Below are 15,960 nucleotides of genomic sequence, written 5' to 3'. Positions count from 1 at the left end.
CCTCGCTGCCGTCCCGCGTGGATCGTGTGGGTACGAGTACCGCTGTTGCACGCTTCGGGTTCAAGCCGACACGGACCGTTTCGATGGCGGTCCTGAATGGACTGGTCGCGACCGGTCCGGCACGAAAGTCGCACCGGGGACGCAACGCGGTGACCGGGCGGGTCTGGGATAGGTTTTATGGCGCGGACAGGAGGTGACGGCAGTGGCTGATTCGACTCTGCGGGTCCGGCAGGCCGCTGCTCTGCACCGGCAGGCTGTGGCGGCGGCGGACGCGGCCGCTGTCGCGTTGGAGGCGTACGCTCCGGCCGCCGCCGACCCGCGTGAGCAGCATCGTCTGGCCGACCGGCTCAGGGCGGCGGCGGCGCGGTTGGCGCCGGGCTGGCTGGGGTCGACGCTTGATGCGTTGTCGCCGGTCGCGCCGCTCGGTGGTGACGGGATACCGCAGTTCGTCCGGGTGGGGCTGGCGCAGCCGCTCGACGACGTGCGTTTTCCGGCCGTGGTTCCGCTGCTGGGCACCGGTCATCTGACGATCGACGCGACGGCCACCGATCCGCGGGTGTTCGGCCTGCTGCGGTCGCTGCTGTTGCGTCTGCTGGCGGCCGCCCCGCCGGGTTCGCTGCTGGTCCGCGCGGTGGACGGTGTCGGTGGCGGTGCGGTGTTCGCGCCGTTCGAGGAGCTGTCCGACGCGGGCCTGATGTCGCCGCCGGCGACCGATCGGCAGGGTCTGCGGGATGTGCTGTCCGAGGCGGAGAAGTGGCTGCGCCCGGCCCGGTCCGGCGGCCGGCGGGGGCGGCGGGATCGCAGTCTGCTCGTGGTGATCGCGAGTCTGCCGGAGCTGACCGAGGGCGAGGAGCTGCGGCGGATCGCGGCGCTGGCTCAGCAGGGCCCGGATTCCGGGCTGCATCTGATCGTGGCGGGCTGGCCGCCGCCTCCGCTGACCGCGGAGACGACCCAGGCGCCGCTGCCGCGGACGACGGCCATCTCGGTGCGCAACCCGTATGCGATCGTCGGCGACCCGCCGGGCGGGACGTTCGGGTCGGCGCCGGCGGCGACGTGGCTGAACGCGCCGGTGTTCCTGGACGAGGATCCGCCGCCGCGCCTGATCGACGCGGTCTGCCGGGAGCTGGCGGCCGATTCGGCGGAGGCGTCCCGGGTCGCCCTCTCCGACCTGCTGCCGGACGAGGAGTTGTGGTCGCAGGACGCGGCGGCCGGTGTGGAGACCGTGGTGGGCCATCACGGTGACGTGCCGCTGGTGCTGCGGTTCAACGACCTGACCCCGCACTGGATGCTGGGCGGCCGGTCCGGCGCCGGCAAGACCGCCTTTCTGATAAACGTCCTGTACGGGCTGGGCGCCCGCTACAGCCCGGACGAGCTGGCGCTGTACCTGCTGGACTTCAAGGAGGGCGTGTCGTTCGCCGAGTTCGTCCCGACCCAGCGGGACCGGACGTGGCTGCCGCACGCCCGCGCGGTCGGTGTCGAGTCGGACCGGGAGTACGGCCTGGCCGTTCTCCGTGAGCTGGACGCCGAGATGGGCCGCCGGTCGCTGGCCTACAAGCGGGCCGGGGTGTCGCGGTTCGCCGATCTGCGGGCGGTCGCCGCCGAGGAGGGCCGGGGTGGTCCGCTGCCCCGGGTCCTGTGTGTGATCGACGAGTTCCAGGTGCTGCTGGCCGGCAACGACCCGATGGCGGCCGAGGCGGTGGCGCTGCTGGAGTCGCTGGCCCGCAAGGGCCGGTCGTACGGGATCCATCTGGTCCTGGCGAGCCAGACGGTGCTCGGTGTCGAAGCGCTGTACGCGAAACGCGACTCGATCTTCGGCCAGTTCCCGGTGCGGATCGCGCTGCCGGGCGGCGGGGACGTGCTGGAGCCGACGAACGACGCGGCGGCCGGCCTGCCGATGGGCAGCGCGGTGGTGAACACGGCCGGTGGTCTGGGCGGGCCGCGGGGCGCCACGCGCGGGCACGAGCGGGTGGTCCGGTTCCCGGACCCGCACGCCGATCAGAGGCTGCTGAGCGATCTGCGGCACCGGTTGTGGGGTGCCCGCGACCAGGAGGCCCAGCCGCCGCGGGTGTTCGCGGGTTACGCGCGTCAGCATCTGGCCGACGATCCGACGTACCGGGCGGCGCTGGCGGGCCGGGTGGCGCGCCCGGCCGCGCTGGTCGGCCGGGTGATCGACGTTGCGCTGTCGTCGGCCGCGTTCCCGCTGGACTCGTCGCCGGGGCGGCATCTCGCGATCCTGGGCTCGCAGACGGCCGGGGCCGAGGTGCTGGACGCGGCGGCCCGGAGCCTGGCCGCCTGCCACCCGCCGCGGACCACCCGGTTCGTGATCGCCTCGATGGTGGCCGAGGGTGATGAGCTGGCCGCCGAGCTGGCCGCCGAGATCGGGCACCGGCAGGAGGTGACGGTGGTGGACGCCGCCGGGCTGGCCGCCGAGCTGGATCCGGAGCGGCCGGGCTACCGGGTGGTGTTCGGGCTGGATGCCGCGCCGCCGGGCAGCCTGACCGGCCTGCGGCGGCTGTTGCGGGAGGGCCCGAGCCGTGGCGTGCATCTGCTGTCCTGGTGGCGCGGGGTGCGCCGGTTCAATGAGGAGACCGGCGGCAGCATGGGCCGGGAGGATGTGGCCGGTCTGCTGTTCCTGAACGTCCCGCAGTCGGACGTGTCGCTGATGCTGGGCCGCCCGGTGGACTGGCAGCCGCGGGAGAATCGGGCGCTGCTGCACGACCGGCATGCCGATCGCACGGTGACCGTGGTCCCTTTCGTAGCGCCGGAGAGTGACGCGCCGTGACCGACCAGGCGGAACAGCACGGAGTGATCCCGGTGCAGGCGGGACCACCGGCGCCGGGGCCGTGGGCGGACTATCTGGAGGCGGCCCGGGAGCTGGACGCGCTGCGCCGGGCGGCCAGTTCGTCGGCGGGTGAGCATGCCGCGACGGTGGCGGCCGCACGGCAGGAGCTGACCTCGGTCCGGGCGCGGCTGGCGCCGCAACGGGCTCGCCTGGCGCGCGATTTCCGCGTACCGGAGAGGGATCTGACGCCGCAACCGGCTGAGCAGGCGGCGGCGCTGGACCGGGTGGCCGGTGGACCGCCCGCCGTGCTGACGGCGCTGCGGGAGGCGCGAGTCACCGCGGACGCCGCGGATCATGCCTTCATCGGGCCGGTTCCGGCCGGGCCGGCCCGGCCGTGGGCGCGCAACCTGCTGATCTACGGCCCGTTCGCGGCCGCTGTGCTGGTCGTGCAGGTGCTGCTGTTCCTGGTCGCCCCGCCGGGTTCGTCGTCGACCTACGCGCTGCTGTGCGGGCTGAGCATGCCGCTGCTGGCGTTCGGCATGGGGTGGGCGACGATCGGGTTCGTCTACGGCGGTGAGGGGGCGAAGGTGGATCGCACGCCGGTGGCCGGGCTCATCGCCTGTCTGACGCCGGTGCTGCTCACCTGTGCGGGCACCGGCCTGGAAGCGTTGTTCAATTAGGGCATGGCGAACGTCGAGGAAGTCAAGGTCAACGTGGCGGCCACGGTGGACGGCGCCCGGCAGGCGGTCGGCGGCATCCGGGCCGTGGCCGATCAGCTGGACGAGGCGCTGGCCCGGATGCGGTTGACCGCGGTCGGTTCGTTCCATCCGGCCGCCGCGGCCGCGATCGCGCATCTGGAGCAGGCCCGGACCCGGTTGGACGAGGCGGCTCAGCTCACGCATGCGGCGATCGACTCGGCCGATCAGTACCGCAACGTCATCTAGCGTTGATCAGGGCCATCGCCTCGGCCCGCACCTTGCCGTCGGTCTGGAAGCCGCCGCGCACGGCCGAGGTGACGGTCCGGGCGCCGGCCTTGCGGATGCCGCGCATCTCCATGCAGAGGTGCTCGCACTCCAGGACGACTATCGCGCCGCGGGCGCCGAGCTGCGTCATCAGCAGGTCGGCTATCTGCGACGTGAGGCGCTCCTGCACCTGTGGGCGGCGGGCGAACACCTCGACGAGGCGGGCCAGTTTCGACAGGCCGGTGATGCGCCCGTCGATGCCGGGGATGTAGCCGATGTGCGCTACGCCCTTGAACGGCAGCAGATGGTGCTCGCACATGCTCTGCAGCTCGATGTCGCGGACCAGGACGAGTTCCTCGTGGTCCGCCTCGAAGCTGGTGGTGAGCACGGTCGCCGGGTCGACCCGCAGCCCGGCGAACAGCTCCGCATAGGCCCGGGCGACCCGGGCCGGGGTGCGCTGGAGACCGTCACGGTCCGGGTCCTCACCGACGGCGATGAGGATCTCCCGGACCGCCTTCTCGATCCGCCCGAGGTCGACGGCCTGCTCCACCGGGGTACCGGTGAGCTTGCCGTCGACCAGGCGGGCGGCGAGATAGTCGAGTTCGTCTCGCGTGCTGATTAGTTGCTGCCTTCCGCACCGTTCGCGTTCGGGTTCTGGCCGACCGCGATCTGCCCGTCCGCCTCGGCCTGCGCCTTCAGCTTCTCCCGCTCGGCGGGGGTGAGCACCGGCGGCGCCTCGGAGGGCAGGCGCTTGCCGAAGCCGTTGAACGGCGACATCGGCGGGCGCTTCGCCACCCGGGCACAGATCCGGTTCATGTCCTCCTGAGTGATGGTCTCCTTCTCCATCAACTCAAGCACCATGCTGTCGAGCACGTCGCGGTATTCGACCAGGATCTCCCAGGCCTCGTCGTGGGCCAGCTCGATCAGGGCCCGGACCTCGCCGTCGATGTCGGCGGCGACCGCGTCCGAGTACGCCTTCTCGTGCCCCATGCTGCGGCCCATGAACGGCTCGTCGCCGGTGGTGCCGTACTTGACGGCGCCCAGCTTGGAGCTCATGCCGTACTGGGTGACCATGGCCTTGGCCAGGTTGGTGGCCTTCTCGATGTCGTTGCCGGCGCCGGTGGTGGGCTCGTGGAAGACGAGTTCCTCGGCGGCCCGGCCGCCCAGCGCGTACGCCAGGGTGTCGATCATCTCGGCACGGGTCTGCGTGTACTTGTCCTCGGTCGGCAGGACCAGCGTGTGACCCAGCGAGCGGCCACGCGGCAGGATCGTCACCTTGTGCACCGGGGCCGAGTGCGGCAGAGCGTAGGCAACCAGCGCGTGCCCGCCCTCGTGGTACGCGGTGATCTTCTTTTCCTTGTCGCTCATCGCCCGGGTGCGGCGCTCGGGGCCGGCGATGACCCGGTCGATCGCCTCTTCGAGGTAGTCGTTGCTGATCGCCCGCTTGTCGTGCCGGGCGGTCAGCAGCGCGGCCTCGTTGATCACGTTGGCCAGGTCGGCGCCGGAGAAGCCGGGCGTGCGGCGGGCCACCGAGTCGAGGTCGACGTCCGGCGTGAACGGCTTGCCCTTGGCGTGCACCCGCAGGATCGCCTTGCGACCCTCCATGTCCGGGTTGTCGACCGGGATCTGCCGGTCGAAACGGCCGGGACGCAGCAGGGCCGGGTCCAGGATGTCCGGGCGGTTGGTCGCGGCGATCAGGATGACGCCGCCCTTGGTGTCGAAGCCGTCCATCTCGACCAGCAGCTGGTTGAGGGTCTGCTCGCGCTCGTCGTGGCCACCGCCCATGCCGGCGCCACGGTGCCGGCCGACGGCGTCGATCTCGTCGACGAAGACGATCGCCGGAGCGTTCGACTTGGCCTGCTCGAAGAGGTCACGGACCCGGCTGGCGCCGACACCGACGAACATCTCCACGAAGTCCGAGCCGGAGATGGAGTAGAACGGCACTCCGGCCTCGCCCGCGACGGCCCGGGCCAGCAGCGTCTTACCCGTACCCGGGGAGCCGAACAGCAGCACACCCTTCGGGATCTTGGCGCCGAGGGCCTGGTACTTCGTCGGGTTCTGGAGGAAGTCCTTGATCTCCTGGAGCTCCTCGACCGCCTCGTCAGCACCGGCCACGTCGGCGAACGTGGTCTTCGGCGTGTCCTTGGTGATCATCTTCGCCTTGGACTTGCCGAAGTTGAGCACCCGCGAGCCGCCGCCCTGCATCTGCGACATGAAGAGCAGCAGCAGGACCACGAGGATCGCGATCGGCAGCAGGTTGATCAGAATGCTGAGGAGAATGTTGTCACCGGAGACCGTGGCGTTGACCGTGCCGGAGATCCGGTTCTGGTCCTTCGCCTGGTCGACCTGGTTCCAGATCTCGTCGGTGAGCTCGTACGGATACTGGGTCTCGATCTTGTCGGTCGACTTGTTGTTGAACGTCTCGGCCTTTTCGAGATCGATCTGGAGCGTCTGCTCCTTGTCCTTCTGGACGACCTTCTTGATCCCGGGCTGGTTGAGACGGTCGAGAGCGACCGAAGTGTCTACCCTCTGGTAGCTCGGACCACTGGTGAAGAAAGAGCTCAGCGCCACTACGCCGATGATCACCAGAATGATCCAGACCACCGGGCGGCGGAAGAAACGCGTACGTTCCATACTGTTGTCGGGCGCCAAGCGCCCGGACCCTCCTGATCGGCGTCCTGGTCACCTCAACGTCGCCGCGTGGTGGGCGGCCCCTCCGGCGCTTGTGACGACTACGCCATTGGTCACTCGACCGTACACCGTAGGTGCCGCCGACGAACCCGTGAGGCGGTAGCGCGAAGAACGGGTATCGGTGGGGAAGTCAGGGCGGTTCAGGTGCAAAACCGCCCATAACGACCAATACTGAGAACACGCTGAGAAAGCGGTTCAGCTACGGGCGTACACCTCGGGCTTCAAAACCCCGACGTACGGCAGCTCCCGGTAGCGCTCGGAGAAGTCCAGCCCATACCCCACGACGAACTCGCTGGGGATGTCGAAGCCCACATACCGCACCGGAACCTGCACCTTGACCGCGTCCGGCTTGCGGAACAGAGCCACCACCTCGACGCTGGCCGGCTGCCGCGACTCCAGGTACTTCATGAGCCAGGAGAGGGTCAGACCGGAGTCCACGATGTCCTCGACGACGAGCACGTGCCGGCCGGTGATGTCCCGGTCCAGGTCCTTGAGGATGCGCACCACGCCCGAGGAGGTGGTGCCCTGCCCGTACGACGAGACGGCCATGAACTCCATCTCGGTCGACGGACCGTGCTTCCCCAGCGCGCGGGCGAAATCGGCCATGAACATGACCGCACCCTTCAGCACACAGACCAGGAGGATGCCACCGTCGGCGTCGGTGTGGTCCACCGACACCTGCTTGGCAAGTTCGTCGATCTTCTCCCGGATCTGTTGCTCCGAGATGATCACGTGGTCGATGTCGGCGTCGTACCAAGAGCCATCAGCCATGGGCCTAGCCTGCCGTATGGAAGTTACCGTTCGGCCAACGGGGCCACTTTCCGAACGGGACGCCTCACTTGATATAGGACGGAACCACCCGTACGAGGTCGTCCATGTGGCGAGCCACACCTATCCCGGCGGGCAGATGCACCGCTCCCTGACCGTGCCAATCGGTCACCAGAGCGTCCATGGCGACCACGTGCCCGAACCCCAGCGCCGCACCCGGCGCCCCCAGCTCCCGCGCCCAGCGGTGCAGCACCCGCCCCCGGATCGCCGCTCTCTGACCGGTGAGCGCCCGCACCGACAGCCCTCTCGGCGACCGGGCCGACTCCAGGGCGAGACCGGCGAGCTCGTCCAGCGCCTCGTTGTCCGCCGCCACCAGGGACGCGGTTCGCGCGAGGTTGCCCAGCACGCCCGGGCCCAGCGCGTCGACCAGCACCGGCAGCACCGCGGACCGCACCCGGGACCGGGCGTACGCCGGGTCGGTGTTGTGCGGGTCCTCCCACGGGGCCAGACCCAGGGCGGCGCAGGCCTTGCGGGTGTCCGCCCGGGCCACGTCCAGCAGCGGGCGCCGGAAGATCCCGCGCCGGCCGGGCATCCCGGACAGCCCACGAGGGCCGGCCCCGCGGGCCAGCGCCAGCAGCACCGTCTCGGCCTGGTCGTCGCGGGTGTGACCGAGCAGCACGGCGGCCGCGCCCAGGTCGGCGGCGGCGGTGGTCAGCGCCTCGTACCGCGCGGTGCGGGCGGCCGCCTCCGGGCCGCCGGGCAGGCCGGCCACCGAGACCGTGGCGATCCGCACCGGGTCGAAGCCGGCGTCCCGCGCCCAGGCGGCCACCGACCGGGCCCGCCGGTCGGAGCCCTCCTGCAAGCCGTGATCGACCGTGACCAGGCCCACCCGACGGCCCACGAACTGGGCCGCCGACGCCAGCGCCAGCGAATCCGCCCCGCCCGAGCAGGCCACCAGGACCAGCGCGTCACCCGGCAGGTCGGCCAGCCCACGGCGCACGGCGGTGCGGACGGCCGCCACCGGCGGCGGGATCCGGGCCATGTCAGCCGTGCACCCGGGTGACCCAGGCGTCCGGGTCGCCCAGCTCCTCCAGGCGGGGCAGCGTGAGCGGGGACTCGAAGATCCGGTTGAAGCCGTCCATGCCGACCCGCTCGACGACACCGTGCACGAACTTGCGGCCCTCCGCGTACTGCCGCATCTTGACCTCGATGCCGAGGACCCGGCGCACCGCCTTCTCCAGCGGGTTGCCGCTCTCCCGGCGGCGGTTGAACTTCGCCCGGATCGACTCGACCGTCGGGATCACCTCGGGGCCGACGCCGTCCATGACGAACTCGGCGTGCCCCTCCAGCAGCGTCATCAGCGCGGTCAGCCGATCCAGCACGGCCCGCTGGGCGGGAGTCTGGACGACGTCCAGCATCGAGACCCGGCTCTCCTCGTCGCGCAGCGCCTCGGACAGGGTCGCCACGCCCCGGCGCAGCCGCTCCAGGATGTGCTCGCTGCCCTGCGACGCGTCGACGAACGCCTGCACCTCGCCGAGGAAGTAGCCGCGCATCCACGGCACCGCGGTGAACTGGGTGCGGTGGGTGACCTCGTGCAGGCAGACCCAGAGCCGGAAGTCCCGCGGGTCGGCGCCGATCTTGCGCTCCACCTCGACGATGTTCGGCGCGTTGAGCAGCAGCTGGCCGGGCTCGCCGGAGAACACCTCGTACTGCCCGAGGACGCGGCCGGAGAGATAGGCCAGCACCGTGCCGGCCTGCACGCCGGTCACCCGGGAACCGATCGCGTCGGCGAACGGGCTCGGCTCCCGGTCCCCGGACAACCGGCTGACCAGCGGGCCGATGACCTTCTGGAGACCGGTGATGTTCACCCGGGCCCAGTCCCGCCGGTCCACCACACGGACCGGCGGCACGTCGGTCTGCGCGATCAGACCGGTGTAGGCCGCCACGTGCACGGCCGCCTCGTCGGTCAGGGTCCGCAGCTCGGACACCACCTGGGTGGCCTCCTCGAAGGAGACCGCGGGGCCGGTCTTCGACAGCGCGCCCGCGGTCGCGGCGGCCAGATCCCAGTCAACGAACTGCGCCATGCAGCCCACCGTACCCGCGCGGCTCCACAGCGCACTCCGGTGAAACCCCGGATCAGCAGCCGCAGGCGACCAACCGGGCGGCGATGTCGTCCAGCGCGGCCCGGGCCGTGATCGCGTTCGCCCCGCCCTTCGCCATGATCGCGAAGACCAGCGGCCGCCGCTCCCGGGTGACCAGCACCCCGGCCAGGGTGTTCACCCCGCTCAGCGACCCGGTCTTGGCCCGGACGATGCCCTGCGCGGTCTCGTTGGCGCTCGGCGTGGCGAACCGCGTCTCCAGAGTGCCGGACCAGCCGGCCACCGGCAGACCGTTGAAGATGTTGCTGAGCGCCGGCTGATCCGTGCCGGCGGCCAGCGCCAGGGTCTTGACCAGCAGTTCCGGGGCGATGGTGTTGCGGTTGGACAGGCCGCTCGCGTCATTGAGGACGGCCAGTTCGGCGGGCAGGCCCAACTCCGTCAGCTGGTCCGTCATCGCGGTGGCCGCACCCTTGAAGCTCGGCTCCTCACCGGCCGCCAGCGCGACCTGCCGGCCCAGCGCCTCGGCCACCACGTTGTCGCTCTGCTGCAACATCCAGTCGACGATCTGCACCATCGGCGGCGACTCGACCCTACCCAGCTCGTCACCCGGGGCGATCGTCGCGGAGGCCGCCGCCGACGCCGACGGGTCGACGGCCGCCGTCTCCGGCGCCGTACCCTTCGACACCGCCGACGCGGGGACGCCGATCATCTTGGCGAACAGTTTGCCGGCCGCCAGCGCCGGATCCGAGTGCCGCGGATCCCCGCCGTACTCGTTGTGCACCGGCTCGATCCGCCCCGCGTTGACCATCAGCGGCTGGATCCGGGCGACCTGCCCGTCCGCGATGTCCCCGCTGCCCCAGCCGTTCGCCGTCTCCGGCCCGGTGAACAGGGAGGTGTCCACCGTCACCCGGGTCGGCTTCGTACCGCCGAGCGCCTTCTTCACTTGCGCCGCCAGATCGTCCAGGCGGGCCGCCCCCGGGAAGAGGTCCTTGTCGTCCTCCTCGACCGCCAGCGTCGGGTCACCGCCACCGATGATCACCACCTCGCCGGGCCGCTCCCCGGCCACCACGCGGGTCTCCAGCCGGTGCGCCGGCCCGCGCGCGGCCAGCACGGTCGCCGCGGTCAGCACCTTCGTCGTCGAGGCCGGGGTGGTCATCTTGTCGGCGTTCCGCTCGTACAGCACCGTCCCGCTCGCCGCGTCGACCACCTGGACGTGCACGGTGGAACCCAGCGCCGCCGCGTTGACCAGCGGATCCAGCGCCGCCTTGACGGCCGCCGGGTCCGGTGCGGCGCCGTCCGCCTCGGCGGCCAGCAACACCGGCGTCGGCGTCGGCTCCGGGGTGGGGGGCGCCGTCGTGGGCGCGGCGGTCGGTTCCCCGCCGAGCCATTCGTCGACCGGCCCGGGCCGCACCACGAGACCCACTGCCGCCGCCCCCGCCAACAGCGTCAAGATCACAAGAGCGGACACCATTTTTGTACGGGACTTCCGGGGAACCGCCTCGCCCGGAGCGACGCCGTCGCCGGTCCCGGCCGTAACGCCCGCGCCGGGCTGATGTGCGGCTTGCGCTCCACGCAGCGGGTTACCCACCGAGGCGGTGTTCAACGGCACGGAGGCGCGCCCGTAGCCGCCCGGATCTCCCGGGCCGCTCTCCCCGCCACCGCGTCCCGGCCCACCAAGACCCGGCCCACCAAGCCCCGGCCCATCGGCCCAGGATCCGCCGGCCGCGGGTCCACCGGCCCGGGGCGAGGTCACGCCGGGTGCGCCCGGCGCGGGTGCGAGTCCGCCGGCGGGCAACCCGAGGCTCGCGGTCCGGTCCGGATCCACGGAACGGCCCGAAACCGGGGCCCGGCTCACGATCTGCCCCAGGTTGGCGGTACGTCCCGGGTCGTTCTCCTGGCCCGGAGCGGCGGCGACACCGGAGCCGGGCGCCCTCCCTGGATCGGATGGCTTTGCCGGTTCGAACGCTCGCCCGAAATCAGCGGTCTTGTCCGGATCGAGTGCCCGCCCGAAGTCGGCGGCCTTCCCCGGGTCCGCGCCTTGCCCGTCGCTCGGCCGGCCGGGCACAGCGGCTTGACCGGCTCCGGACCAGCCCGGCACAGGGGTGTGACCGACCTCAGATCGACCCGGCACCGCGGCCGTCCCCTGCCCACTGTGCTGACGGGGATCGCCAGACTGACCCCGGCCGCCGACCTGACGCGGATCGCCAGGCAGACGGAGATCATCAGGCAGCCGGGGATCGCTGGGCTGACGGTGATCGGCGGGCTGACCCGGGTCACCGACCTGACGCGGATCGCCAGGCAGACGGAGATCGCCAGGCAGACGACGATCGGCGGGCTGACCCGAGGCACCGACCTGACGCGGATCGGCAGGCAGACCCGGAGCACCGACCTGACGCGGATCGGCAGGCAGACCCGGAGCACCGACCTGACGCGGATCGGCAGGCAGACCCGGAGCACCGACCTGACGCGGATCGGCAGGCTGGGCCGGAGCACCGACCTGAGCGGAGCCGGTGGAACGTCCATGAGTGCCGGGCTGCCCGCTCCCAGGACGGCCTGATCCGGCGACCTGACTCAGATCAGCAGGGCGCCTCGGCGCCCCGGACTGCCCGAGATCGGTCGGCCGGTTCGGAACGCCCCCGTGGTCCGGATTTGCGGTTTGCGCATCATCCGAAGCGCGGCCGGCCGGACCACCGTGCACGGGCGGCCCAGCCGCCCAGGCACCGCGCACGGCCGGCTCCCCGGGCTGACCCGGGCCCCCGCTCTGAGGAACCGCGGCACGGTCGGGTCGCTCCGGCGTCGAGCCGATCTGAGGGGTGGCGCCGGACTGAGGGATCGAGGCGACCTGAGGGGTCGAGCCGGACTGAGGCGTCGAGCCGGCCTGAGGGGTGGCGCCGTGTTCCGCCTCTGCCTGGGGCTGCGCCGCCGAACCCTGGCCCGGCCGATCCACGGCCTGGTCGGGGCGGTGGCCCGGCCAGTTCCCGGTCGGTCCCGGGCCGCTGGGCGGGTACTCGCCGGAAGGCGCCGTGGGAAGTCGCCCACCCGGCGCCGCGGCTTCATCACGGCCACCCGGCGCGGTCGGCCCGGATTCCGGTGCCGCGGAAGGCGCCTGCCCCGGCACGGCGGCCGGAGGAACGCTCGGATGACCGGGTTGCGCCCCGGTGAAGAAGTTCGGTGCCATCGATCCGGACGGCGCGGCCTCGGGCCTCGGAACACTTCCCGGCCCGGCCTGCCCCGTCTGTGCGGCCGAAGGCATCTGCACGGCACCTGCCGGCGCGGCCGAAGGCATCTGCGGGCCGACCGCCGGGCCCGAGGGCGACGCCTGTGCGGACCGGGCCGCCCCTGAGGACGGCGGCTGCGGCACGATTCCCGGCCCAGGCGCGGGCGACTCGGGTATTCGGCCGGACGCGGCCCCGGGAAGGAAGGCGGTGAGGTCGGCCATCGAGGCCGGTGGACCAGCAACCTCTCCGGCGCTGGATGCCCCCTGCGCCCCACCTCCCGAACCGGCCGTGGAGGCTGTGCCTGTCGCCGGCGCCTGTCCGGGCGCAAAATGCTGACCAGGCGCATGGGTCTGCCCAGATGTGGGCGCCGGCCCCGCCACAGGCGAGTGACCGGACGCGAGCGGCTGACCGGGCGCGGAAGACCGACCAGCCACAGACGGATGGCCAGGGGAGATCGGCTGTCCAGGCGCGGAAGACTGGTCAGGCGCGGACGGCTGACCAGGCGCGGAAGACTGGTCAGGCACGGACGGCTGACCAGGCGTGGACGGCTGACCAGGCGTGGACGGCTGACCAGGCGTGGAAGCGTGGCCGAACGTATGGGCCTGCGCGGACGTAGGCACCTGACCAGGCGTGGAGGGGTGACCCATGTCCGGAGCCCGGCCGGCGGTGGGTCCCTGTGGTGTGGCCGGCCGTCCGGCCGTACCAGATGGGTGTGGGTTTGCGGGTGACCGGCCGGAATCCTCGCCGGGCGCGGATGCCTTGGGAATCGATGCGCTCCCGGAGGTGGGTGCCGGTCCGGCGGGCGGAGGGTCGCCGGCCGGTGCTTGCGGAATGCTCGCCCGGCCGGGAGCCGGCGCAGACGGTGGGGAAACCCGGCCCGGAATCGGCACGGACGGCAGGGAAGCCTGACCCGGAGCCGGCACGGACGACGGGGAACCCGGGAGGGACGCGTTCTCCTGTTGCCAGGGGAACGGCACCCGGGCGCCCGGGTCCACGGGCGGGACGACGGCACGGCCGGCCGAGGGAGCCCCAGGAGCGGCTGAGGGATCGGTCACACCCGATTTATCCGGATATGCCGGAGATGCACCGGGCGGACCGGCGAATCCAATACCCTCTTCGGGGCCGGGCTGCGGATCTGACACGCCGCGGCCCTCCGGACCGTCATGTGAATCTTGCCTCGTCACACGCCCCTCCTCACCCGTGGCGTCAGACTTAGGGGAGACTAGCGACATCCGGCACACCGTCGCGCGCGGATCCTGCGGGCCCTGCATCCAACCCCCGCTTCCCTGCCCGGCGGCCCGGTCTATTCAAGCGGGCAAGCAAAAGGGGAGCGAATAATGGATTTCGACGTTCTGGTTGAGATCCCCAAGGGGCAGCGCAACAAGTACGAGGTGGACCACAAGACCGGACGTATCCGGTTGGACCGGACCCTCTTCACCGCGACACAGTATCCCGCGGACTACGGCTACATCGAGGGCACCCTCGGGCAGGACGGTGACCCGCTGGACGCGCTGGTGCTGATCCAGGAGCCGACCTTCCCCGGTTGCCTGGTCCGGGCACGCGCGATCGGCATGTACCGGATGACCGACGAGCACGGCCGCGACGACAAGGTGCTCTGCGTTCCCTACGAGGACCCGCGTCAGGAGCACCTGCGCGACATCCACCACCTGGGCGAGTTCGACCGGATGGAGATCCAGCACTTCTTCACGGTCTACAAGGACCTGGAGCCGGGCAAGTCGGTCGAGGGCGCGACCTGGACCGGCCGGATCGAGGCGGAGGCGGAGATCCGGGCCTCCTTCAAGCGCGCCGAGGCCGCCGAGGCCGCCGAGGGCGAAGGCGAGCACTGATCGATCGCTCCCGCGAGACCGCTGACCGACCGCACCTGTGGGGCCCGCCCCCAGGTGCGGTCGTGTTACGGGGTGTCCCAGCCGGCGGACCCGGGAGAGATAGCTCACACGGGCGTCAGGCCAGGCCGGACACCGCGCCGTAGAGACCGGTCACCGCGCAGGCCACCGGGATCACCGAGACCACCGTGAGGGCGTCCAGCCAGTCGGCGGCACGGCCCAGGTAGGGCGACGGCGGGCGGCTCGCGTACCGGGCTCCGGCCCCCACCGTGATCAGCGCGACCAGGACGGCTCCCGCGATCACCGCGGGCAGGGCGTCGCCGGCGCCGGTGAGCAGGTCGGCACCGAGTGCGGCGCCACCGGCGAGGCCGGCGACCAGCACCGGCACCCGGTGCCGCCAGGTGACGAAGAGGCGCGAACGCAGCAGCAGCGCGGCCGCGCTGACCGCGAGCAGGATGCGTGCGGAGAGGGTGCCAGCGGTGGCGAGCACGGCGTAGGCGCCGGCCGCCAGGACGGCATGGCCGAGGAGCATTCCGGCGAGCAGTTCATCGGTACGCTCGACCGCCGCGAACACGGCCGCCCGCTGCGGTCGCTGACGGACCGTGTCGGCACCGGGGCGGGACTGCCCGTCCGGGACCGCCGACTCGACGCCGGGCGGCAGGCTGACCGGCGGCAGCGGGGCCCTCCCGAACCGTACGGCGAGCAGCGGCAGCACCCCGATCCCGCAGACCAGCACCGAGATCAGCACCGCGGCTCCGCCGGCCGCGTCGGTGAACAGCCCGGTGGCGGCGGTGAGCGCGCCCAGCAGGCCGACCGTCACGCCGGCCGTGAAGAACCGTGCCCCGGCCGCCACACCGGCCCCGGCCAGCGCCGACACCAGCAGGATGGCGACCGATCCGGCGAGCAGTTCCGGTCCGCCCAGCCAGGGCAGCGGTGTGAACACGCCGCCACCGTCGCCGGAGGTGATCAGGATCGCGCCGCCGGCGAAGGCGTACGGCAGCGCGTACCCACCGAGGGCGACCCCGGCCCGGCCGTCGCCGTACGCCCGGGACGCGATGGTGCCGGTGAACGCCAGCAGCAGTGCCACGCCGAGCCCGGCGATCCCGGCGAGTTGCCCGTCCGGCCCACTGAGCAGCAGGGCGGGCAGGCCGAGCGCGAGCGGGACGGCGGCCGCCGCCAGGGTCGCTGTCCGGGTGGCGGCCGGCGTCCAGACACCGCCCCGGCGGCGGGCGCCCTCGGCGATGGCCTCGACGACGTCGTCGTACTCCAGCTCCGGCCACTCGTCCCCGGCCGGGACGAGATGCAGCACCTCGCCGTCGCGTACGCCCTGGGGGTGGAGGCCCTGAGCTGTGGCGAGCGCGACACCGTCGCCTCGCCGGAGCACCCACCCGCCATGCTTCTCGCCCTCGTCGGCGAGGCCCTCGCCGGCGTGCCGGAGCACCTCGGGCAGCAACTCGGCCAGCGGGACCTGCTCGGGGAGCGCCACGTCGACCCGACGGTGCGGTGCGCTGATCGTCACACGGGCAAGACCGACGCTCACCAGGAATTCCTTCCGTTCGTCCACAGCAACCGAGGTCGAGGCTGCGGGATCGACGG

General features: G+C 72.2%; 12 protein-coding genes. 5 read left to right on the top strand and 7 right to left on the bottom strand.

From position 1 onward, the window contains the following. Positions 1 to 193: 193 nt before the first annotated feature. Genes KZ829_RS32195 through KZ829_RS32185 form a run of 3 tightly spaced genes read left to right on the top strand, consistent with a single transcriptional unit; the run spans position 194 to position 3,726 of the window. Positions 194 to 2,782, top strand: coding sequence for an FtsK/SpoIIIE domain-containing protein (locus KZ829_RS32195; RefSeq protein ID WP_220147604.1), 2,589 nt, complete (start codon positions 194 to 196; stop codon positions 2,780 to 2,782). After that, positions 2,779 to 3,462, top strand: coding sequence for a hypothetical protein (locus KZ829_RS32190; RefSeq protein ID WP_220147603.1), 684 nt, complete (start codon positions 2,779 to 2,781; stop codon positions 3,460 to 3,462). The genes KZ829_RS32195 and KZ829_RS32190 overlap by 4 nt, the downstream gene beginning before the upstream one ends. Positions 3,463 to 3,465: 3 nt before the next feature. After that, entirely contained in the window at positions 3,466 to 3,726 is a 261-nt protein-coding gene (locus KZ829_RS32185; protein ID WP_220147602.1) for a hypothetical protein, read from the top strand. On the opposite strand, the gene folE is transcribed toward KZ829_RS32185, so the two are convergent. From folE to dacB, 6 genes are all read right to left on the bottom strand, one after another. Next, positions 3,719 to 4,363 carry a GTP cyclohydrolase I FolE gene (gene folE, locus KZ829_RS32180; protein WP_220147628.1) on the bottom strand — a complete coding sequence of 215 codons (645 nt, stop codon included), beginning with the start codon at positions 4,361 to 4,363 and terminating at the stop codon, positions 3,719 to 3,721. The two genes, KZ829_RS32185 and folE, sit on opposite strands and share 8 nt — an antisense overlap. Beyond that, entirely contained in the window at positions 4,363 to 6,378 is a 2,016-nt protein-coding gene (gene ftsH, locus KZ829_RS32175) for an ATP-dependent zinc metalloprotease FtsH (protein ID WP_220147601.1), read from the bottom strand. Before ftsH ends, folE begins: the two co-directional genes overlap by 1 nt. 252 nt (positions 6,379 to 6,630) lie before the next feature. Further along, positions 6,631 to 7,206, bottom strand: coding sequence for a hypoxanthine phosphoribosyltransferase (gene hpt, locus KZ829_RS32170; RefSeq protein WP_220147600.1), 576 nt, complete (start codon positions 7,204 to 7,206; stop codon positions 6,631 to 6,633). Between the two features lie 64 nt (positions 7,207 to 7,270). After that, a complete protein-coding gene (gene tilS / locus KZ829_RS32165; protein WP_220147599.1) occupies positions 7,271 to 8,245 on the bottom strand; it encodes a tRNA lysidine(34) synthetase TilS in 975 nt (324 codons plus the stop codon). A 1-nt stretch (position 8,246) separates the two neighbouring features. Continuing rightward, positions 8,247 to 9,287: an Rv3626c family coenzyme F420 biosynthesis-associated protein gene (locus tag KZ829_RS32160; protein WP_183224346.1), complete on the bottom strand. Its 1,041-nt coding sequence runs from the start codon at positions 9,285 to 9,287 to the stop codon at positions 8,247 to 8,249. A gap of 52 nt (positions 9,288 to 9,339) precedes the next feature. Further along, positions 9,340 to 10,773, bottom strand: a complete 1,434-nt coding sequence (gene dacB, locus KZ829_RS43460) for a D-alanyl-D-alanine carboxypeptidase/D-alanyl-D-alanine endopeptidase (protein WP_246636599.1) — start codon at positions 10,771 to 10,773, stop codon at positions 9,340 to 9,342. A gap of 681 nt (positions 10,774 to 11,454) precedes the next feature. Between dacB and KZ829_RS43455 the strand changes: the two genes are divergently transcribed. Together KZ829_RS43455 and KZ829_RS32150 are read left to right on the top strand one after the other, a co-directional pair. Then, a complete protein-coding gene (locus tag KZ829_RS43455; RefSeq protein WP_246636598.1) occupies positions 11,455 to 11,859 on the top strand; it encodes a hypothetical protein in 405 nt (134 codons plus the stop codon). A gap of 1,998 nt (positions 11,860 to 13,857) precedes the next feature. Then, the gene (locus tag KZ829_RS32150) at positions 13,858 to 14,367 is read left to right on the top strand and encodes an inorganic diphosphatase (protein WP_183224342.1); all 510 of its coding nucleotides are present in this window, start codon (positions 13,858 to 13,860) and stop codon (positions 14,365 to 14,367) included. A gap of 115 nt (positions 14,368 to 14,482) precedes the next feature. Here KZ829_RS32150 and eccD read toward each other — a convergent pair whose 3' ends face one another. Further along, positions 14,483 to 15,904, bottom strand: a complete 1,422-nt coding sequence (eccD, locus tag KZ829_RS32145) for a type VII secretion integral membrane protein EccD (protein ID WP_220147597.1) — start codon at positions 15,902 to 15,904, stop codon at positions 14,483 to 14,485. Positions 15,905 to 15,960 lie beyond the last annotated feature (56 nt).

This window comes from Actinoplanes hulinensis, assembly GCF_019429605.1.
In the GTDB taxonomy this organism is placed as follows: Bacteria; Actinomycetota; Actinomycetes; order Mycobacteriales; family Micromonosporaceae; genus Actinoplanes; species Actinoplanes campanulatus.
This window is presented reverse-complemented; position numbering and strand designations above follow the sequence as displayed.

Excerpts from the sequence above, each read along its gene's own strand:
- ftsH (WP_220147601.1), bottom strand. The coding sequence starts at position 6,378 with ATGGAACGTACGCGTTTCTTCCGCCGCCCGGTGGTCTGGATCATTCTG.
- hpt (WP_220147600.1), bottom strand. The coding sequence starts at position 7,206 with ATGGCTGATGGCTCTTGGTACGACGCCGACATCGACCACGTGATCATC.
- tilS (WP_220147599.1), bottom strand. The coding sequence starts at position 8,245 with ATGGCCCGGATCCCGCCGCCGGTGGCGGCCGTCCGCACCGCCGTGCGC.
- KZ829_RS32160 (WP_183224346.1), bottom strand. The coding sequence starts at position 9,287 with ATGGCGCAGTTCGTTGACTGGGATCTGGCCGCCGCGACCGCGGGCGCG.
- KZ829_RS32185 (WP_220147602.1), top strand. The coding sequence starts at position 3,466 with ATGGCGAACGTCGAGGAAGTCAAGGTCAACGTGGCGGCCACGGTGGAC.
- KZ829_RS32150 (WP_183224342.1), top strand. The coding sequence starts at position 13,858 with ATGGATTTCGACGTTCTGGTTGAGATCCCCAAGGGGCAGCGCAACAAG.
- dacB (WP_246636599.1), bottom strand. The coding sequence starts at position 10,773 with ATGGTGTCCGCTCTTGTGATCTTGACGCTGTTGGCGGGGGCGGCGGCA.